We start from the raw sequence: 21,623 nt of genomic DNA on the forward strand, positions 1-21,623 counted from the left end.
CAAAAGTTCCTTTATTGAGAATGTGAATACGTATTTAGTCGAAGCGGTAATGTCCGTCTTCAGCGGGAGGGAACGCAGAACACCGGAGCCCTTCATAGCAGCCCAGACTGACAGTCAGTGTTTCCCGGTTATCGCTGAGTCTGCCGTCCTTCAGTCCGAGCAGTCCGGTGCGCCCGAGCTGAATACGCCTGCCTTTGCCAAGGCGTGGCTCAGGCAACAACCACACGGGTACAGTGAGGCGCAGTCGGGCATTGCTGCGGTAACCAAGATAGACGCGCATCAGGACCAGCAAATCGGTATGGAGGATGCCACCGGGTAACCAGCCTTCGGCTTCGCCGGGATCTTCCGTGACCAGTGTCAACAGCACTCTGCTACAGGCTTCCCTGCCCGTTTTACCCAGCGTGGCCCGCTGTGAAAGACGGACGCGGTTTCCGGTACCCAGCCCGCTGCGGTTATCAATATGGACCTTAACCGGATCGGGTTCGGTGATAATTGCCCGGGTATTCGGTGCCAGCAGGCTCACCAGAGCCCGGATGCCTTCAGCATTGCGGGTGGGCAATCGCATGGTCCCCAGCAGGGCCAGGAAGCGGGAAACCGGCGTTGCCACCCGATCAGCCGTGCCCGGTATACCGAGTCCCACCAGTCCCAGCAGACACTGCGAGGTGGCATCGTGACCACCCGCCTCAAAGGTGGCCGGATACGCGTATTTTCGCCAGATGCGGTAATACTGCGTTGTGATCCGGTGGCTGAAGATATCCAGAAACGAGGTGACCGCCTCATAGCCTTCCCGGCGCTGCGCAATGTCATCCAGATAAGACGTCGGCAGAGGGGAGTCCACGCCATACATCCCCAGAAAAGTCGTGCGGACCGTTGGGGGCAATGTCGGGTGGTCTTCGTCGGTCTCAACCGCTTTCAGGGTGCTGACCGGGAAACCCATTCCCGGCCAGGGTCTGAAACGTACCGGGTCGTTGCCCGGATGGCTGGTGGTGCCCAGTTTTGGCGCGTCCGGATTTTCCTGCTCCAGCAACTGGCAGAAACGATAGAAATTGACCCGCCAGATGTCTTTATCAAGAGCTAACGTCAGCCCGGTACGTGCTGGCTGTGATTCTCGCGCCATCTCAGTCGTTTCCCTGTCGGTTGCAGTACCAGCGTGAGCTGGTTAAAGAGGTGAATATCGGCATAGAGCGCGAAGAACCGGTGCAGCATCTCGCCGAAGAGATTCACATCGCCCTCGCCTGCAAAATTGTCCATATTCAGCGTGACCTCAATGTCCACGCCCCGCAGCATAAAGCCCTTCTCAAAACGGCGGATCAGGGTGTGCTTCACGGCGACAATTGCTTCAAGCCGACGGCGGTTCATCTCATCGTCAGTCCAGTCATAGAGCGCCAGCGTTCCCCGAAGAACCTCCGGATTGTCCATCATGCTGAGGAAGTTTGACCCGAGGTGACTCATCACCCGCCAGTGAAAACGATCGTTTGCCGGGGGGTAAAGCGGCATCGTCGGTGCTGTGAGGTTCAGAAGCCTGACGGGCACCTTGCCGGATTTGACCACCCTGTCCAGCAGGGTACTTTCCAGCGCCTTACGCGGAAGCTGACCGTTGGTCCCGGTTATTCGCATCGAGAGGGACTCCGGTTTTTCGGACAACTGCTCCAGTTCGAACGAGCGCCCACCGAGAATTAACCAGGTGTCATACAGGCCAGAGGGACCGCGTTTCACGCGGGTGTGGTAATAACGTTCAGGGGCATCGTGGCGCATCATACCGCCCCGGTGTCGGAAGCTGGTGAACGGTACATAAGGGTGCTTGCCATTCTTCACCGCGCCGTGAATATTATCGACGCTGTAAATCTCGGTGTGACCATCCTGAAGACGCAATGGCCTGAGCAGGTATTCGTTCTCCAGCGGGTTTAGCGTCAGCGGGTCGGCTTCCAGAGTAAAGAGATTGATAACCGGCGCACAGTGCAGCCGGAAGTTTTCCGTCTCAAAAGGCAGATCGGATGACCAGGCTTCACTGAGTACAATGTCGATTTCAAACCAGGTGCTGGCCGCAGTGAGCCCGATGGTGTCGAGGCCGTGCAGCTCAACAAACATAAACTTTGGACGGAAGCTGAAATACTCCAGCAGCAGCTGGTAACCACTGAAGGCTGTATCAGCTTTCTTCCACAGGCCGTCATTGTCATCAAAGCCCATGGGTTTGCACCAGCCATCAAACTGATGACGTTCGGTATGCGTCCCGGCATGGCGGGCATACATGGCGTGTACACGACGGGTCATTGCCAGATGCAGCGCAGAACTCACCGGACTCTCTGCGTTAATGAATATGGCGACCTTGTTGATCCCGGCTTTACTCCAGTCCACTTTTTCAGGGCATTCGAAGCGCAATCGGATAGCAGAGCGTCCATCGGTTTCAGTGTGCAGGCGGGCATCTGCAAGGTGCAGTGGTTGTAGCGGCACATCGCGGGTCGTCCGGTACTGACAGGCAGTTTTATGCGGCCCGACAGGACGTGACAGAACGGAGAAGCCTTCAGCCAGCATCTCGGCCTGACGCAGGCTACGCCAGTCAGGTGAAAACTCAACGATGGCCAGCGACGGGATAGTCCGCATATAGTGTGGCCACAGCAGACTCACCAGCCCTTCGGTCAGCTCGGGCAGGTCATCATCCAGCTTCTCACGCAGACGGCCCATCAGGAAGGCAAAGCCTTCAAACAGGCGTTCCACATACGGGTCCCGGGCGCCAGGCTTATCGAGATTAAGCATTGCCGCCCGGTCCGGATGAGCACGGGCAAACTCTTTACCCGCCTCACGCAGGTAGCGCATCTCTGCTTCGTAATAGCGCAGGGTTAGATCATCCATGCACGGCATTCCTTAAAATTGTTAATGCGAGAATTAGACACAGAGCACCATGGCACGGGCCGGGTCAATGGCAATAAGTCCAGCAAGTAAAGCATCCATCTCAGGCGTCAGACGGGCTTTATCGGACTCGCTACGGCCGGCCTTCATGCGCAACAGTTTCAGACGGCGGGCCTGAACTTCGAACATCAGGCCCGGCTCCCAGTCACCCAGCGTCAACTGCGGCGCACCGGATGTTAGTTCAGCCAGCAGATGAAGCGCCATGTCGTTACGCCCGTATTGTTCCGCAACACGAGCCATCAGCAGACGTATCAGCCAGCGATTTCGCGGAGAGTCCAGTCCGGGGCGGGTCTGGAGCCAGGTCAGAGCCGCTTCGGGCCCCTCACTGTCACCCTTCTCCATCGCCTCGGCCTCAAGTGACAGCACCTCATCCCCGTTTACCGCCGCGGACACGACCGGCTCACTGCCGAATGACAGTCCTTCCTCATTGACCTTTTCCGCAATCCATCCCGTGGTTACCTCATCGGCAAACGGGGTACCGTCATTCCAGGCGAGGCTTTCAAGCCCGGGCAGACGTCTGAGGAGGAACCGAAGATCCAGCAGGACTGACTCCGCCAGATTCTCCCAGGGCTGTCCCGCATGGCTGAGTCCCTGCCAGAGGTACCACTGGAGATCGAGCCAGAAATGATTCACCCCTTCGCAGTACATCTGGCTGGCCTGCTCCACCAGTTCAGCCCAGCTTTTTTGCAGGTACAGACGCTTTAACTGCGCCCGGTACTCTGGTTTAGGCGGGACCAGCCGGGTACGTCCATTGCTGTCCAGCGGCGGGATCTGGTCAACCGTATCCCAGCGAACGGTTTTCATCAGCCGGTGAGAGGCCAGCCACCCCTGGGGTTGTTCTCCGAGCCAGCGGGAGAGTATCTTTGCCTGATCCAGCAAATCGCGCCCCGACTTTACGTCCGTCAGCAGTGGCGACGGAGAAAAGACAGCATCATGCCCGGTATCCTGAGTGCTGCTGTTCTGGGGGATTAGCGCTGTCACCCCGCCAGAACGCGCCAGACGGTTTTCCAGCGCGCTACAGAGGCCAGCGAATGCGGGTTTTTCATTTTCAGGCCAGTCTGAGACCACCTTACTCAGCAGAGTGACCGCTCCCGCCGTCAGGCCAGCATCCTCCCGATCGACTTCCGGCCAGCGCGAGAGCGTATCAAGTACTTTTGTACTGTTGAGCCACTCCAGCGCAGCTTTCCGGGCATTCGGGCGCAGCGGATGGCAGTGTCTGCCGTAGCGGCACAACATCGCGACCAGCAGCAGTATCCCTTCCGCCAGGCCTTTCTCGCCGTCACGGCTCAGCCGGGCCTGGGTATACCAGGTGACGACACGGATATCTTTGGCGCTTTCACACAGTATTTTTTCCGCCAGGGTGCAGAGCAGATCCGGATCGGTGCCCGAGAGTTTGTTGATTTCTTCCCGCATCAGCTGGAAATCGTCGTCACTGGCCGGATCGTCACCCGTTTCCGCCCCGGGGCGGACCGGTTTTAACCAGTTCTCCCAGAGAGACAGGGTGCCGGAGGCGCTTTCAGTAAGGCGCAGCTGCGCTTCGTGGTTTGTGGTGCATGCCGATAACAGGGCTTCCGGTGAACTCATGTTTTTCCTTGTCTTATCTTTATTCGACGTCTTCAACGCTGGCCGCAACCGTAAAGATGGTTTCAGGCAGTGTAAATCCCTGGAGCTTCAGCAGGGCAAGCGGACCGTCACCCAGCTCACTGCGCATAACAAACTTCAGCGGATTACCGTCCGGGGTGATCCAGACCAGCTGCGTGCGGCTTGCATCAAGAGGTGTAATTAATGCCTTATCCAGCAGCCGGATGAATCCCCAGTTCCCCTGATGGCTGGTGTAGAGCTGCATCCCGCTGTTCACGCTGCGCCAGCGAAGGCTGACACCCGGATAATATGTGTTTCCCGGCCAGGTAAAGCTCTGCCAGCTTTCCATCTGGTTAAAGAAGTCCAGGTTCTGCTCATCAAGCGTCAGCTGCATACGGGCCACATCGCGGGAAGGACGCGCCATTAATTCGAAGTGAACGCCCGCATCGCCCTGGGCAAAAACGATATCCGACAGTTCGGCCAGCTGGTTAATTGCCCGCAGGAAATCCGGGCTCACTTCCATTCCCTGGCTTGCAGAAGGATCCACCACCCAGCGGTTCCCCTCCTGGTGGAGAATGCCGCCAAGGCTGGTTTTCAGGAACGTGGCGATGCGACCTGAATCGCCGCGCAGGAACTGAGCCAGCAGCGGTAAGGAAGCATCACTTCCGGTGGCTTTAAACGGATAGCGGCCGGCAAACGCTTTATTCCACTGTTCGACAATGGTCGTCTGCCAGCGGGTATTGAGGCTTTCTGCTGCCGGGGTCAGCACCTGCCGCCAGGCCAGATCCAGCGGCTGAACAAACAGTGACTGGCCGAACCCGCTCCACTCCTGGCCCAGACTCGCCGCCGCCAGACTGCTGTAGTCACGCGTGTCGGTCAGATCAATAGCCTTGCCCTGGAACACGGTCTGAGCCAGCATTTGAGACATTGCCTGTGGATCCGGCGCGCTGGTGACCTGCTGGAGTTTCAGGCGTACCTGGGTAACACGGGCAAGCCAGGACTGAAAACTCAGGTTACCGTTACGTCCGGTTCCCTCTTTTCCCTCCATGAATCCCGTCAGCGGACCAAACACATCGTCCAGCGGACCGCGCGGTCCCTGCGCCTGTTCGATAAACTGCTTCACGTTCTTTTTCCGTCCAACCAGCTTTTTCGCCGAATCCACTATCGAATCCGCCAGCGCTTCCCCCTTCTCGCCGGTTTTTCCCTGCCATGCCAGGGTGTTCATCAGCGCCACAAGTGGCGACTGACGCACGTCACCGATCAGATTGAGCTGGGCGATCGCGTCAGAGAGCGAGGCCGCTTCGTGCCACTGGATGCTGTTGACCATATTCAGCCAGGCATTGCCGAAATCGGTAAAGTAACGTTCGGTCAGTCTTGACTTCAACGCTTCAGGCGAAACATCGCTTCCGGACTGATGGGTTTTATCCGTCAGCACCCAGTCGATTTCATCGCGGCGGGTTTTAACCACCTCCTCAATTGCATCCTGCACCTGCTCTTCCCAGGCCTGGCGGGTAAACATGCCCGGCACCACTTCTTCTGTACTGAAGACGGTGGAGGCATCCGTGTCGCCGGTCATATCGGCAAGCGTTAAATCAGGCCAGTTGCTGGCAACGCGCTTCAGCATGTCCTGGTACAGCCCGGATTCGGCATTACGCTGGCCAATCTGTTTGAGCAGGATTTGACGTACCGTGCCGATTAATTCAGCATCGGGCTTAATTTTCCATTCCGGATGTGAAGGAAGATTCTGGGCGTAAAAGCCCAGCAGTTTGGGTGCCATTTCCTGCCAGGCGCCATCCGGCACATTCCGGCGTTTCGGCCAGGCTGCCAGCACGCTTTTTCCCAGCCAGCCCGCGTCCGCTTTGTCCGGTCTGGCCAGCATCAGGTAACTTTTCAGCACATCGTAGGTACGCTGTGTGCCCTGTGCTCGGGCATCACTGGCCGGAGGAAGTTGCACAAAGGCATTCAGTTGCTGCCTGAGATGGTCTGCGGTGGCATCCCTCATCAGCTGCGCATTATTCTTCGCATACAGTGGCCAGAGCGCCGTCAGCATGTCGCTATCCTGGTTAAGACCAAAGCGGGTGTACCACGGAGCGCTGGTCGCCTCACGATGTTGCAGGCGGGCAATGGATTGCTGTAATACGAGCTGGTTGTGCAGGCGTTCAGCCAGGGGTAATGCCGTATCCGCTGCCTGCCTGGCCGTCTCCTGCGCCTGATAAATCTGGGTACGGTTAACGATGAGAGACAACAGTGTACCGCCCCCCCATAAGACCATCAGGGAAAGCAAGATTAACCGCAGCATCTTCAGCCAGCCGAAGCCCAGTTTCCTGGCGCTGACAGCTTCACAGTCATCAATAACGGCTTTCCATGTCGGCGTGTCGAGGTGCGAGTTCGGCACTGTTCCGGTAATGGCCAGTTCAGGGCTGAACATCACGCCGCGTAAACGCCAGGCCGCAGATCCCTGCATCAGCCCGCTGAGTAAAACGGTCAGACTGGCTTTCAGTTCCTGTCGCAGAAGGGAAGACAACCGGAGCAGACCGAAATCAGCCGGATTATTCAGTACCTGTGCCATACCAGCTTTTTGCAGACGTTGCATCAATGTAGAAAATGCCTCGCCCGCCTCTTTTACGGTGCCTTCCGGTCCGAATATCACCCCTGCCGCAGTCGTTTCTGCGTCCTGCTGAGCACTCGTAGCTTTGTCAGTCAGCCACAGCCAGACAGGTGCCTGCCAGCCCAGCAGGTGGTCGGCTTTCTGGCGACAACGCAAAAAGGCATCCCGTTCGGTATACGTCGGGAGGGCTGAGGTACTCATCACCTGAACGATGCCATCAACCGGCTGACCGGGACGCAGACGTTTCAGTTTTGAAAGAAAGATCTCATCCGGGAGTGACTGGGCGTCACCGCCATAAATCAGCACGTTACCGTCGCCTTCCTGCCAGAGGTCATGACACAGGCCCGGTGCTGCTTTCTGGACATCGTCCGGGTTGCCCGTTACCAGCAGGAGTCGCACCTTACGGTGCCAGCGGCGTCCATAGCGAAAGCGCAGGTGTTCGGAAATGGCGTCCTCGTTGAAGACGGGTTCATCGTCATCTTCTTCACTGGCAATAGTGTTCGTCACCGGAGCGACAAACTGAGCCTTTTTCTGCCCCCAGTGGAAATACAACCCGGATTTACCGGCGAAGTCGAAAGCCTTCTCTGTCAGCCAGCCGAGTAAAAACATTGCGGCAACCAGTATGGTGCAGAATGTGAGTATGCGCTGGCCGTCATACGGTCCAAATCCGGTGGCCGAAGCCACGTTTTCCGGAAAGGCATAAAACAGAAATGCCACGATGACCGTCAGAAAAAACGCGACAGTCACAACGGAGCCGATGAGTGTTTTGACTTTTACCTTAGACATTCTTAGGCGATTCCTTGCGAACTTCTTCTTTGGTGATGACGGCGACCCAGATGTCGTCTTTGGCAGCGGCGGGTTGTGCGGCGATAACCTGCGGGCCATTACCGCTACAAGCAGCAGAGGCAAGAATAATAGCAAGCCAGGGGGCGGCGCGTTTAGCATATCCCAGAGCGGGATCAATACCATGATTGTCTTTTGACAAGCTGAATGTCACCCCGTTATCTTCACAAGCCATATTCCAGCCACTTCCGCTTGAAAGGATTGATCCTGTATACCAGGCCGTTTTTAGTGCTTCAGGCGCTGTTGCGGCCCATAAAAGTGCCCTGCCCAGTGTTTTTACAAGCCGGTTTTCCTGGCCCCTTTCAGGGCGATGGAGACATACTGCATCAGGATAACCAACAGCTTTACGGTTGCTGAGCACCACAAGGGTAATAGCATCGGCGTCACCTTCATCAGGCTGAGCAGGCAATGAAAACGTCACTCCTGCAAGAATGCCTGGAGTGTCCCAGCGCTGGTCCAGCCAGGCATCAAACCCCGCAAGACCTTTGCCCGCAAGGAGTCTGAAGACCCGCCCGGTTCTGGCGATGAGTTCATTTCTGAAGTGCTCCTCCAGTCTGGGTCGGATATCGTCGTCACAGTCCAGCATCAGGCAGCAAGGAATATCCTTCGACAGGGTGTCGGTAATTTTTTGTACATGGGCGACAAGAGTTGACGTGGCGGCGATGAGTTCTGTATTCAGATCTGTCTGAAAACTGACTAAGGCTGCATACCTGACAGCGGTTTTGGAACCACGTGGCGTTGAGGCCTCTGATGCTGGAACGGTATAATTAAGTGCTCTCACCAGTGCACCAGGGCTATTTCCTGAAAAATGTTGAACGCATGTATCGAGTATCTAGGCACAGCGCTGACCCCGACAAATTTCGCGATCAATAAGCGTTTCGCGCTCCACATTCCGGGACTCGGCCCCCACCTGCTCTGCCTTGTATGCAAACCGGCGCAGGGAGAAAAGCAGTCCCCAAAGACAGAAAGGCAATCCCAGCGCAGTAAACCAGAAAATAAAGCCAGTGCGTTCTGTCGTCCAGTTCCAGAGCGTTAACGCAACCCCTCCTGACATGACAAATGCCAGGAACAGCAGCCAGCGGCGGGTATCAGGTCGTGGAACCTTCGCCGCCTTTTCAGGGATGGTATCCAGCAAGACTGGCATACTCAGGCAACCTTTGCTGGAGCAAAAGAACTGATCAATGTGCAGCCACAACCACATTTATGGCCGTGAAAGGCAACCGGGATCCCGTTATCAAGATAATCAGGGTTCCCTTCAATAATGGTTGTCGGTCCATGTCCAGGTATCGGACAGGAAACCATGTCACCTTTACGCGCCACGCCAATCCCACCAAATATCATGATGCCAGAACAGGTCATGACTGAACCGCCGTGGGTGGTTTTGTCGCCTTTTCGAATAATTTGCAACATTTGTATCTCCATTAATTTATTGTATACAGGACAGAATAAATTAATATTTATTACTCAAGTGTTTCAGTCCTGACCCAAGATATAAGGGGTGAACCTTTTGCATTGATATAGCCAATATTTATCCATTTATTATCTGGCGACGTCTGTATCACCCTTACCTTATCTCCGGGAACAAGGTAAGCACTGGTTTTGTTATTGTCATTTGGCAAAGTGAACAAATTTGACTTAGTTTTCACCGTGGATATCTCGGTAATTCCGCTTAGATATTCAGAAATGGATTTCAATACAACCCTTTTTGCTTTTTTGTTTTCCTTTGCCATTCTTTGATATGTATTTACATTTTCCTTAGATGGTGAGTCGCACCGAATCAGGTTGGCAATATCTTTTTCATCTATTCCAGAAAAATCATCTATAATTTTATTGATCACGGGGCACATCGACTGGAAGTCAAACTTATCTGCGTTCACACCTCCTGAACTGGCTAATACATCTTTATTACCCACCCAGCTATAACCACACGCCTCACCATCCCAGTCACTAACAATGCAACCATTGGTCATGTCCACGACACTACAATAAGCCTTATCGGTATATTTTTTTACTCCATCACCAAACTCTACATATCCCCCAGAGACACTCGTTACGATTAAGATACTTTCCAGAGGGAGATGGTTTTGAAGAACCATCCTCTATATAATATCTGTCGCTGCGACTGAGATCTGCCGAATAATTGTTACGATAAAAAACGATTCCCCCCCATGAATTATTTTCATAATGCTCACCTTTTTTTCCTGGGAAAAAATTAAACGACCTCCTTCTGGGGATTTAATTTCTATATCAGCATAACTTACATTCGCAGTAAAGATAGTCAAAATAATAACATTCAAGAAACCAGGCTTTATCATAATTTTGCCTTTAATGAATTAAACCGGGCAGAAGAATCTGTCATTCTGCGGGATTGGTGATGAACCTTTCCATATCGATATGCACCTGGTAGCGCGAGCGTTTGCCGTTTTCTTCCGGTAGCTGATAAAAAAACCATATGCCGAGACTGTCTCCGGTCCTGACTGGTACAGATCATTACCTTCATAATACCCTTCGGATAAGCATATTTTCAGCTCATATCACCATTTGCAATTATTTCCATCATTATTATATGCCCCTATATTCTCCTCAAAAATAGTTTACTTTCCAGACAGGGATTTATAATAAAAGGTATTAAACCTTGCACCTTGAGTAGCAATTACGTAGAAACCATTGACTTTACCGTCAACAACCTCACTCCATGTCACAGTAAATTCTGATGGTCTATCACCAAAAGCCATTTCTGATTTTTTTATATATGCAAGAGGTATAAACACTGATGAATTCCCATAAACCACATAACCTAATAGAGCATTTTCATGTGATATTTCAACATATTTCACATTGATGTTCCCTGAGCTAAAGCAACCTACAAAGCTCTGTTGTTTTGCAAATAAAAAGGATGGTATAAAAAATAAAATCAATGCTAATAATTTAAGTTTCATATTGATGACTCCAGTTCAATTATTCTTCTGTCCACAAATGCGGCCACATTTCTTCGTTCTATTCCATAAACTTCCTTTCGCCCCTCCCGACCTTCTTGCGGAAATGGAGATAAAGCTATTAAATCTTTTGCTCTTTTATATCCTGTCAGTGCTTCCTCTTTACTTTTGACAGTACCCTGGATCATGCCATAGCCCCAACCAAGAGCATATTGTAGTGGTCAACTAATTTTGGTCACATTCCCTGACTTCCCACCAGATACAGTCCCAAACTTTCGCTACCAAACATCGATAAAATATCCTCCACCGAGGAAAAAGCATGGCCATTTTTGTTTGACAGTACGGGATAATTGATTTTGGGTAGCTTTGCAATCATAAATTACCTTCCATATTATTCACTTGTCCATTTGGCGGAATTTTTGGTCATGACCGTCACGTCTGTCATTTTAAAGCCCGGTGTTTCCAGTGGCAAAATGCTGCCACCTCTAAGCACCAGATAACTCACTACCCAGCATTTTTAAAATTACTGCCACGTCCTATCTGAGACATATAAAAATAACACCCATTAATATCCAGATTTAATAACAACAGCCACTCGCGTTCCTGATTTGGCTTTTTTAAATGAATAAATCCCTTCATCCATATTCTGTATAACTGTTATTTTCACTTCATCACTACCAATCCATTGATAAACAACTTTCGTATCCCCCATTTAATAAGATACGCTTCTGCCAGGTAACGTCTCCTTCAGAACACCATCGCACCCGCTTATTTCTTTAAATTTTAAATACGCATAAGACAAATTATCATTACTGAAACTACAAATATATTTTTCCTTTCCATCAAAAGTATGGCCTTCCAAAAGATTTTCACAAAAATGTAGAAAAACTAGATTTATCAGATGGTTTTTCTAATTTCCCAGCGTTGTTCGCTATGCTTTTAAAAAACACCAAATAATCCTGAACAACCAACAACAAATAGTCATCACTCTCTATTATTTCATCATAAGGAGGTGGACAGGTTTTATCAGGATCATAGGGTTGTAATATGTAAATATCTTTCGCTAAGGAAAGATTGTCATTTTTGAAAACATTTTCATACATTGTCAATGTTTTCTTTGAGTAAAAATAAGAAAGAGGGGTTTCTTTCTTCTTCCTATACTCAACTGAGCAGACCGTTGAACTCTCCAGTAAATCGTTATTAATCGTTAGTATATTATCATTCGAATTAATTTTAGCTTTACCATATAACTCATTGAGATTCTGTATTGTTTTCGAATCATGCCTGGAAAATAAATCAGTTCTGGATACTTTATAAAACACCCAAGAATCATTTGCATATACATTAAACGAACATATACGACAAACAAAAGAAAAAAACACAAGTGAAGTTTTCATCCTCACACTCATATAAGACTTCATATTTAACTCAGTGAGACGCATCATATATATTATTCAGAAATAAGTTGCTCTCGGATATTCTTCTTGCAACCAGACCGGATTCTGTCCTACCAAACTTACTCTTGACAAAAATTTAGTAAGACTCGAATTTATCCTTTGAAACATTATCACCTCTGGAATTTTTACCTTCGTTAGATGAGTAGTCAAAGAATATGTTATCAACCTTCACTGCTTTACCATTATCAAAAAAGTAAATAATTTTATTAAATTTATTGCAGCAATCGTCTTTTGAATTAAAAACAATGAGTTTTTTATAAGAATTATATACAAGGGTGCCATTTTCTTTTGATAAGTTCTTATCTTCAGTCAATCCATTATCACCTGAGAGATAAACAGTCTGACTACCATTATTTGGACGATGATCCGTTCTGACTACCAAGTCGTAAAAGCCATCACTATTAATATCCACAAACTCCAAAGATGGTGGATCTATAGCATCAGTAATAATTATGCTTTCGTTTTTATTCTTAAATGCTAAATTTATTTTATAAGTGTCTATATCAGAGTCATCCGAATTAATATCTCTCAATTCACCGTCTTTGAATGAATTATTGTTTTGAATTGTTACAGGAACACATTTTTTATCACACCACTTACCTGTATAACCCTTATCTGTATGAACAAGTGTTATAGCAGCAGTGCCGTTACTTGTCTTTTCTTTTAACTCAATAGAATTAGAATTTACTACTCCGTTTAGCAAGATCCTATTTTTATATTTATCATATATATAACTTCCAGAGACAGTATCTCTGGAAGTAATAAGATTCATTGTAATATTACTCTTCCCAATGGTCCCACTATACATCGAAGAAACTGAATAATCAGTATTCACCACATCCGAAGCACTACAAAATAATGGCAATACCCATACAGTTAATAATAATGATACTTTTTTCATTAAACTCACTCCAGACCAAATACATTCTTGGCGATAGATAATTTATTAACTCGATCATTCATATTATTCGGCTCTCTAGCTTTGTCTGGATAATAAGGATGCTCTTGCACCGCCCATCCATTGACATAAACTGAAACCCAATAAATATCGTCCCTATCAGCTGTAGCATTTAACTTAGGTTTTATATACTTCCAAAAATATCCAGATGCTAATGCGGCATACCGTGGATTTTCTGATAACTGTTTTGCTCTAGACACTGACGACGTTATGTCAAACGTACTGTCATTAAGCTTAGTCCTGAGATATTCCTGGCACTTTGTGTAACTATCACGGCCAGTAATCTGTAACAAGCCCCTGCCTTTAAATAGTGGGCCATCTCCGACATGAATATTACCAAGATCACAGCGACCTTCATATGCATTTCCAGAAGCAGTTTCTTCTGTATATCTGAAAAAACCTGTTTCGTGGAGAATTTGAGCTATAAAATGCGATTTTCGTAATGGTGTATTTATTTCAAATAATCTCATAGCTTCATTCAACGGTTCCAGATAAATACTAATTCCACCTTCTCGATCGGAAGGGAGCATTAATTTTAATTGCTCGTATGTAATAAGTTGATCACCATCGGATAATAAAGCTGATAAAAATGCAATCGGATGCATATGCCACGGCTCCGGCCCCAGTACCACACCTTTTTCACACACCGTCTTCATCCATGTCATCTTATCCAGAAACGCTTCCAGATACGTTTTCCATAACGGCGCATCCGTGGTTAATGTATCCAGGTATGCCTTCCAGAGCGGGTCATCCTTCCCGTGATACCATTCGCTGGCGTGCTTCGCAATAATACGATACAGGCGATCACGGTACGACGCATTATGCACTGCCTGAAGATACTCCTGCTCCGAGTAATAGCCGTCCTGGTTTGTGTCGATCATCTCCAGCAACCGCTCGTAATTATATTTGTTCAGCGCATGGCTGGTGCGGGATTCATCCTGTGCCGCTTTATACAGTTGTTCCAGTATTCCCTTCACCACGTTATCCGGTTGTTTTATCCCATTTATCAGGTCAAAACTCTCCGGTGTCTTATTCAGAGTAACAAAGCCGAGCTCACCAAGCGCATACTGCGACACTTTCAGAACACTGGCGGCAGGTAACCAGCCATTTTCTTTGTATATGTGAAAATAAGCCGCATTCTGGTTATTTGTCAGTGCATTTCCCTCAGCATCGGCACCCGGCACTTTTGCAAGCGTAACAATACCCGATATCTTTGTTTTACGACTGCCCGCAACCATTCCCCTCTCACCCTTTTCAAACAACGGTGCATCAGCTTTCCAGGTCAGATACACCGGCGCATCCTCTCCTGCTCTTCCGGGATTAGTGATGAACTTCTCCATATCATCCATGCTCAGGCACTCTATATGTACCTGGTAGCGCGAGCGTTTGCCGTTTTCTTCCGGTAGCTGATAAAAACCCATATGCCCAAGACTGTCTCCGGCATTGACCGGAACAGGCGCTGAAGGTACATACACATCATTAAAAACAGGTTCGCTACCGGATGCTGCCGGTGCAACCGGCGTCAGACTGTCGCCGTCTGACACTACCCATACCCGGTCGCCCTTTTTCAGCTTATCCTTATCCCGCCCCAGAGTGACCAGACTGAATGTTCTTGCGACATCGCCAGGATTCCTGCCGGAACGGACAACCTGCTGCGCGGTATTACCAGGCTCGTAAGAAAGCGGGAAATCTGCCGCCAGTTTGCCTGCATTTTTATATTGCAGTACATCTTCACTGCTCAGGTAGTACGCCCAGTCTGTACGAGAGGTACAGTTCACGATACCGTCTGGCTGAGTAGTGTAAGCAGGAGAGCATTTTTCCCACCAGGAGGGAACGGACACTGACGACGACGCTTTCAGTGAACCCCGGTCAGACACCGTCCAGACTTTCGTTCCTGCTGCAAGCGTTTCTCCTGCGGCATTTTTCGTCTCACTGGTAATGGTCACTTCAGTAAACTGACGCCCGTCGCTTCTGCGGGTCACTATGGCATCACTCAGCGTGACAGGCGTGTCTTTAGCCAGTTTTCCGGCTGCGCTCCCCGCCTGCAAATCTTCCACGCTGGTGTAGTAACGCTGGACTCCTGCCACTTTTCTGTCTGACTGGCTTCCCTGCTGTTTATAAGCAACAAAGGGCGCCAGATTCATATACAGAGTGAAAAATGTCAGTCCACTTTCTTCTGTATCACCCGGCTGGATATAGTGTTTCACCAACACAAAGGATGTTGAAAGAAACAGTTTTTCACCGCGCCATTCAATCGCGGCCCCCTCATAATCCTTACAGACACGCCAGGCAACTATCTCACCATCAGCCATACAACGAATAAATTGCTCCCCTTTATAAGGTTCACGGCAATATTCTTTTTCGGGCTCACTATCTGTACTCAGGGCACACCAGGGAATGGTGGCATCAGTAATATGGATACCGCCATGCCACATTCCCTGACTTCCCACCAGATATAGTCCCGACCTTTCGCGTTCAAGCTTCAATAATAACTCTTCAGCAGAAGTAAACTCCTGACCTTTAGCATCTGAAGGGACGGGAAAACTCTGTTTAGATATAACTGCTGCCATAAAAAACCTCCGTGTTAATCACATGCCCGTTTTGCAGAACCTTTGGCAGAATCGTTTTCAGGCTGATTCTGTCGATATTGATCATCATTTTTCGATGAGTCCGAATTATCCGTTCCTGGCTCGTTATTACTGTCTTGATTCAAAGAGGTTAAAGGAAAATCGGGAGTGTCGTAGGGAAGACTCGCAGGAGTACCGGGAACCAGATACATTGCCACTTTCATTATCATCATCCCTTCTGAGCCATGCTCTATCCCGTTCTGGTTCAGCCTCAGATACGACCCGCCGCCGTTCAGCGTCAGCGTTTCCGGGGTGCTGATAATGATTTCATCTTCGCTGCTCGTCACGGTCAACTGCTTTTCAGAAAACAGGGCCATCGTGTTGTGCTGAGCCTGAATTTCAATATCTCCCTGATTCGCAAACAGTTTAGCCCCTTCTTTATGTACAAACAGACCGAGGGCTTTTTCTGCCGTTACGGACAGATTTTTCATCGCACCGATATCAAGATGCTGACCTGCATTGATCATGGTGTTGCGGGTGCTGTTGAGCTGAAGGTGTTCACCTGAGGTCAGTGCCACCCCCTGCGGAGCACTACCCAGCAGGACCGCAGACTGGAGGTCTTTGATTTTGTCGGTCACAAAATTAATCTGGGTATTGATGTCGCAGACCAGCGCTCCGGCGGCTTCAGCGGCACTGTTCAGCGCCTGCATCTGGCTGTTGGCCTGGTTAATCTGGTTAATCGCAGGAGCCATTTCCAGCACCGGTCCCTGGGCTTTGGCCTGAGCATCCGCCGTCAGGAACAGACCCTTTGCCGCACGTACTGCACCAAACTCGTCCGTACGCAATTCAAAACCGGCACCGCGTTTTTCTCGCTGGCTGTCGACCAGATGACCCATATTCAGCTGCGTTTTGCCATATTCTGTCGCGAGCTTGATATGCTCTTCCTGGCGCTTATCTTCCATCCGCAGCTTATTGTTCGCCGGGGTACGCCACACGTTCCGCGCATGATTGTCACTGGTGACATGATCTGGATGCTCTGAATCATGCAGGGCATAAGCGATGTAGGGACGATCCGGGTCTCCGCCGTCAAAAACGACGGCCACTTCAGTTCCGTCGATAAGCGGGGAGTGGAATCCGTACGTATCACCGGCATACGGTTTAGCCAGCCGCAGCCACAAATAGGCATAACCGTGTTCAGTGCTACTGCGGTCAAAGTCAAGTTTTACCCGGTATCGCCCGTCCGGGTCGAGCCAGGAATAGATGTCACCTTTCTGTGTGCTTTCCACCCGGGCAGGCAACGAGCCGGATATCACCGGACGACTGAGCAGTGCCGGACGCCAGCAGACGGTTTCGCTGTAGGGGATACCCTCAAACCTCAGCGTAAAGCTACTTTTGCGTGAACCGCGAGTGCGCACCGTGGTGATGACGATGCCTTCCTTGACGGCATCGGGTAACGTGCCGTCCGTTTCCAGTACCTGACCCGGGACCAGAAGCGGACTGGAAGAATGCCCGCTGACGCGATATTGCGCGTTCAGAATGCGTTCGTGACGCAGACGAGCGAAGTATGCCCCGGTCTCTGTACTTTCAGTATCACCTGCTGACAGGAAGGGTTCCGCGTAATGGTACGTTTCCCCGGTGGTGATCCCTTCCTTGCTGAAAATACTTTCGGCGCTGTCCTGAGGCATCAGCGCTTCGCGGTAGTTGTAGTCACGGGTGACCACACTCCCGCTCACCACATTGTATGCGGTCTGAATACCCCAGATGCTCTCCTGGCCGCAGTCACTCATCCCGGCCTGGCTGCGCAATGGCAGCGTGAGGCCAAATTCATACTGCTGCTGGCTGTCCTGAAAAATTACCACATCCTGTTCAAGACGGCTGTCCATTTCATAACGCCAGTAAATACCGACTTCAGCCAGCAGGCGCTGAATAAATTCAAGGTCAGTTTCCCGCCACTGGGTGATGAGCTCCCGAGCCGGGTACTCCCTTGAGAGCCGGAACTCAAAGTCAGGTCCTTCCAGGCCGTGTTTACACAGTACCTGTTCAACCACTTCCGTGACCGACTGGTTGAGGAAAATCTGACTGCCCTTTGTAAAACCCAAAAGCGCGATGCGGGGAACGATCTTCAGTGCGTAACGGGTCTCGTCATTTGACGTGGAGATCCGGCGAAATGACTTCACCACCCCATAAACCGTCCGGACCGGTAGCGCAGGGGTGCCGTCAAACATCGGGGTCTGAAAGGTAAATGAGGCCGGTTTCAGCAGTAACGTGTCGCAGGCAATATCCGCAGAAGAACAGGTGACTGTCACATCATACCGCCAGGGCTGGCTGAGTGACTCAACCGCGTTATAACGCAGAACATCCAGGAAATCGCCGCATCCATGCACATCAACCCGGTAACGTGACAGGCCCAGCAGCTGCTGTACCGCATCGGTAGCCTTGTTAATCCGGGAACTGTTCATGACGCTTCTCCTTCTGCTTGTTCGTCAAATGCCAGCACAATCCCCTCCTCATCCCAGCCAAGCGTAAGATGCTGCGGCTTCTGCCCCGCTGCCATATAGGTCAGCAACTGCTGGCTCAGCACCGGCAGAATCTGCTGGTTCAGCAGGCTGTCGATATTGCGCGCCCCGGTGTCCGGCAGCAGGCAGGCGGCGGTCAGTGCGTCGTACAGACTTTCGTGGATATCGGTCTTCATACCGTAGTGACGGTTGAGGCGTTTACTGACCTGCGCCAGCTTCATCTCCACAATGGTACGCATCGCTGCCTGCGCCAGCGGACGGTAAATCACCGTCTGGAAGCGCGCCAGCAGCGCGGGCTGGAAGTGGTCCCGCAGGACAGGACGCAGCAGTTCATGCAGGTCCGGCTCTGTCGCCTCCGGCTGTTCATCCAGCATCTGCATGATGAGGTCGCTGCCGAGATTGGAGGTCATCAGAATCACCGTGTTACGGAAGTCAATTTCCCGCCCCTCGCCGTCGCGCATGAAGCCTCGGTCAAACACCTGATAGAACAGGTTCATCACGTCCTGGTGCGCCTTTTCCACTTCATCCAGCAGCACCACGCTGTACGGGCGCTTACGGACGGCTTCGGTCAGAATGCCGCCCTGACCGTAACCCACGTAGCCCGGAGGTGAGCCCTTGAGCTGCGAGACGGTGTGTGGCTCCTGGTATTCCGAAAGGTTGATGGTGATAAGGGACTTCTCGCCGCCGAACAGTTCATCGGCCAGCGCCAGGGCGGTTTCGGTCTTGCCGGTGCCGCTCGGCCCCACAAGCAGGAACACGCCCTGCGGGCCGTTCTCCGGCGCCAGACCGGTTTTGCTGGCGCGCAGGCGTTGCGCAATGGCATTCAGCGCACTGTCCTGACCGACAACGCGTTTCGCCAGACTGTGCTCAAGGCTCAGCAGTTCCGTCTGCTCGTCCTTCATCAGGGAAGAGAGCGGTACGCCCGTCCAGTCGGCGATAACGGTGGCGACGGTACGCGCGTCCACATCCAGCCCCAGCAGCGGGGTATTCTGCTGCACGGCAGTAAGCTGCATCTGAAGGTCAGCAATCTCCCCCTGACGGGAGATATCCGTGCGGCAGGCAAGCAGTTCTTCCGTGATTTTCAGCTCCTGACCGTACTGGGTTTCCCGTTCGTCGAGCTGCAAAATGATGGCGACTTCTTCCTCTCCGATGGCGGCCAGACGTTCGCCGTGGGCGGTATTACCCACCGCGATATCCTCCAGCAGCACCTGTTTCTCCATAGCCAGTGCCGTGAGCTGCGCCTTCATGCGGGTCAGCGGTTCCGGCACCGTATCCAGGCTCATGCGAATACGGGCAGAGGCGGTATCCAGCAAATCCACCGCCTTGTCCGGAAGCTGGCGTCCGGTCAGATAGCGTCTGGAGAGCGTGACGGCGGCTTTAACCGCTTCATCGGTAATATGCACGCCATGGTGCTCCGCGTAGCGTGACTTGAGTCCGCGCAGCATCAGGCAGGCGGTGTCGTCGTCCGGTTCGTCCACCTTCACCATCTGGAAACGACGCTCCAGCGCGGCGTCGCGCTCAAAGTACTGTTTGTACTCACTCCAGGTGGTGGCGGCGATGGTTCTGAGCTCACCGCGGGCGAGCGCCGGTTTCAGCAGGTTGGCCGCATCGGCGCCGCCCGCCTGGTTGCCGGCGCCGATAATGGTGTGCGCCTCGTCAATGAAGAGCAGAACCGGTAGGGGTGACTGCTGCACCGCATCGATGATGTTTTTCAGACGCTGCTCGAATTCCCCCTTCACACCCGCCCCGGCCTGTAACAGGCCGAGGTCAAGGGTGCGCACCGAGACCGGCTTCAGCGCGTCCGGCACATTGCCCTCATGAATGCGCAGCGCCAGTCCCTCCACGAGCGCGGTCTTGCCGACGCCCGGTTCGCCGACCAGAATCGGGTTGTTCTTGCGGCGCCGGGAAAGAATGTCCACCATCTGGCGGATTTCATTGTCGCGGCCATAGACCGGGTCGATTCTGCCCTCACGGGCGCGGGCGGTGACGTCGAGGGTGAACCTGTCCAGCGCATTCTGCAACGCCGGGTTCAGCTCTCCTTTTATATCCGCATTCACCGGACGGCCGACAAACTCCACCTCATCACCCTGCGTAAGCTCCGCTTCCTGCTGCACCTCCGGGCGTTCATCCGACTGCGCATCCAGAAGTCCACGCAGGCGCTCAAGCTGGCTCTGCGCCAGCGTCAGCAGCGGCCACAGGCCGTCGCAGCGCAGCAGTTTCGGTTTTTCCACCAGAGCCATCAGGAGGTGAATGCTGCGGATGTGCTCTTCCCCCGACAGCGAGGCGTGCAGCCAGGCGTCCTGCATAAGGGTCTGCACGCCCTCCGAAAGCTGCGGACGGCTGCGCACTGACCGTGGCAGGCTGTCCAGAAAACCCAGCATATCCTGCCATATCGTATCCATATCCCATTCGTAGCGCCGCGCCAGCACCGTCAGGTCGCCCTCACCCTGCTCCAGCAGTTTCAGCAGCCAGTGCTCAGGCAGTATTTCCGCATGGGCGCGGGTCTGGCACAGGGAAGCGGCCCCTTCCATCGCGCGGGCACAGTAAGGGTTAAGACGGCGTAACAGGATGGCTGGATTTTCCATGAGACTCTCTCTTTATCAGTTCCGGGCACGCTACCGCCCGTCGCTGTTCCCTGTTATTCAGGAACCCAAAGCGCATCAGGTCGGGCAGGCAGATTGTGTTTTTCTTTGCACAGCGTCCGTGCATACAGACGCTGTGCAAAAAATTGCGGACAGGGCCCTGTCCGCATGCGACTTACGCGGTGGCGCGTTCGTTCCAGGAATCGGAATGAATGATGTTGCCGTCCTTGTAGGTCCAGGTGATTTTTTCGTAACGCAGTTCAATCTGCTCGAGGTGGTTGTGCTTCTCGAAAGCAGGATCCTTGATGTCATGCATCTTCGGATTCACTTTCACCAGCTTCACGTTCTCAAGCTTCGTGTTGAAGTACTCCACTTCCTGGCCTGCGTCATTGATTCTGTACCATTTGAACTCAGCCGATTTCAGGGTCTGGCCGGTCGTCACCGCCTTGTACAGGTACGGGCTGGAGGAGTCGATTTCCTTGGTGAACAGGAAAGGCGTGTGGATACGGGTGCCGGTCAGCTTGCCGGTATTGTTATCGGTCGGGATGTACAGGTTGTGCTCCTGGGCCACCACTTCGATACTGCCTTCACGATCCTGAACGTCCACGGACCCTTTGATGTCCGCGCCGCCGTCGTCCTTCAGCCACAGATAGACTGGAATTGCCATG

The 21,623-nt window shown here is 51.8% G+C and carries 14 protein-coding genes and 1 pseudogene; all 15 read right to left on the reverse strand.

Annotated features, from left to right (window positions below; genetic code table 11):
• Window positions 1-34: 34 nt before the first annotated feature.
• The 15 genes and pseudogenes from tssG to hcp all read right to left on the reverse strand — a co-directional run bounded on the left by tssG (window position 35) and on the right by hcp (window position 21,622).
• Window positions 35-1,117 carry a type VI secretion system baseplate subunit TssG gene (gene tssG / locus ACOTX5_RS04935; RefSeq protein WP_045911789.1) on the reverse strand — a complete coding sequence of 361 codons (1,083 nt, stop codon included), beginning with the start codon at window positions 1,115-1,117 and terminating at the stop codon, window positions 35-37.
• On the reverse strand, window positions 1,081-2,850 hold the full coding sequence (gene tssF / locus ACOTX5_RS04940) for a type VI secretion system baseplate subunit TssF (protein ID WP_045911790.1): 1,770 nt from the start codon (window positions 2,848-2,850) through the stop codon (window positions 1,081-1,083). Before tssF ends, tssG begins: the two co-directional genes overlap by 37 nt.
• Window positions 2,851-2,883: 33 nt before the next feature.
• A complete protein-coding gene (gene tssA, locus ACOTX5_RS04945) occupies window positions 2,884-4,491 on the reverse strand; it encodes a type VI secretion system protein TssA (RefSeq protein ID WP_045911791.1) in 1,608 nt (535 codons plus the stop codon).
• Between the two features lie 19 nt (window positions 4,492-4,510).
• Window positions 4,511-7,882, reverse strand: coding sequence for an ImcF-related family protein (locus ACOTX5_RS04950; protein WP_047727052.1), 3,372 nt, complete (start codon window positions 7,880-7,882; stop codon window positions 4,511-4,513).
• Window positions 7,875-9,083, reverse strand: a pseudogene (locus tag ACOTX5_RS04955) (hypothetical protein). Before ACOTX5_RS04955 ends, ACOTX5_RS04950 begins: the two are co-directional and overlap by 8 nt.
• A 2-nt stretch (window positions 9,084-9,085) precedes the next feature.
• Window positions 9,086-9,349, reverse strand: coding sequence for a PAAR domain-containing protein (locus ACOTX5_RS04960; protein ID WP_045911794.1), 264 nt, complete (start codon window positions 9,347-9,349; stop codon window positions 9,086-9,088).
• Window positions 9,350-9,399: 50 nt separating this feature from the next.
• Window positions 9,400-10,035, reverse strand: coding sequence for a hypothetical protein (locus ACOTX5_RS04965; protein WP_052703910.1), 636 nt, complete (start codon window positions 10,033-10,035; stop codon window positions 9,400-9,402).
• Between the two features lie 498 nt (window positions 10,036-10,533).
• On the reverse strand, window positions 10,534-10,878 hold the full coding sequence (locus tag ACOTX5_RS04970) for a hypothetical protein (protein WP_072052509.1): 345 nt from the start codon (window positions 10,876-10,878) through the stop codon (window positions 10,534-10,536).
• A 562-nt stretch (window positions 10,879-11,440) separates the two neighbouring features.
• Window positions 11,441-11,587: a hypothetical protein gene (locus ACOTX5_RS04975; RefSeq protein WP_154232972.1), complete on the reverse strand. Its 147-nt coding sequence runs from the start codon at window positions 11,585-11,587 to the stop codon at window positions 11,441-11,443.
• A gap of 157 nt (window positions 11,588-11,744) precedes the next feature.
• Window positions 11,745-12,272 (reverse strand): hypothetical protein, encoded by a 528-nt coding sequence (locus tag ACOTX5_RS04980; protein WP_126489791.1) that lies wholly within the window; start codon window positions 12,270-12,272, stop codon window positions 11,745-11,747.
• A gap of 136 nt (window positions 12,273-12,408) precedes the next feature.
• Window positions 12,409-13,233: a hypothetical protein gene (locus tag ACOTX5_RS04985; RefSeq protein ID WP_052703912.1), complete on the reverse strand. Its 825-nt coding sequence runs from the start codon at window positions 13,231-13,233 to the stop codon at window positions 12,409-12,411.
• Between the two features lie 5 nt (window positions 13,234-13,238).
• Window positions 13,239-15,860 (reverse strand): glycoside hydrolase family 19 protein, encoded by a 2,622-nt coding sequence (locus ACOTX5_RS04990; protein WP_225247907.1) that lies wholly within the window; start codon window positions 15,858-15,860, stop codon window positions 13,239-13,241.
• Between the two features lie 14 nt (window positions 15,861-15,874).
• Entirely contained in the window at window positions 15,875-18,316 is a 2,442-nt protein-coding gene (locus tag ACOTX5_RS04995) for a type VI secretion system Vgr family protein (RefSeq protein WP_080340111.1), read from the reverse strand.
• Complete coding sequence (tssH, locus tag ACOTX5_RS05000) at window positions 18,313-20,958, reverse strand: type VI secretion system ATPase TssH (RefSeq protein ID WP_234101217.1); 2,646 nt, start codon at window positions 20,956-20,958, stop codon at window positions 18,313-18,315. The genes ACOTX5_RS04995 and tssH overlap by 4 nt, the downstream gene beginning before the upstream one ends.
• Window positions 20,959-21,130: 172 nt before the next feature.
• A complete protein-coding gene (gene hcp, locus ACOTX5_RS05005; protein ID WP_009653685.1) occupies window positions 21,131-21,622 on the reverse strand; it encodes a type VI secretion system effector Hcp in 492 nt (163 codons plus the stop codon).
• Between the last annotated feature and the right edge of the window lies 1 nt (window position 21,623).

The sequence above is a fragment of the Enterobacter cloacae complex sp. IR5441 genome, assembly GCF_049238215.1.
In the GTDB taxonomy this organism is placed as follows: domain Bacteria; phylum Pseudomonadota; class Gammaproteobacteria; order Enterobacterales; family Enterobacteriaceae; genus Enterobacter; species Enterobacter hormaechei_C.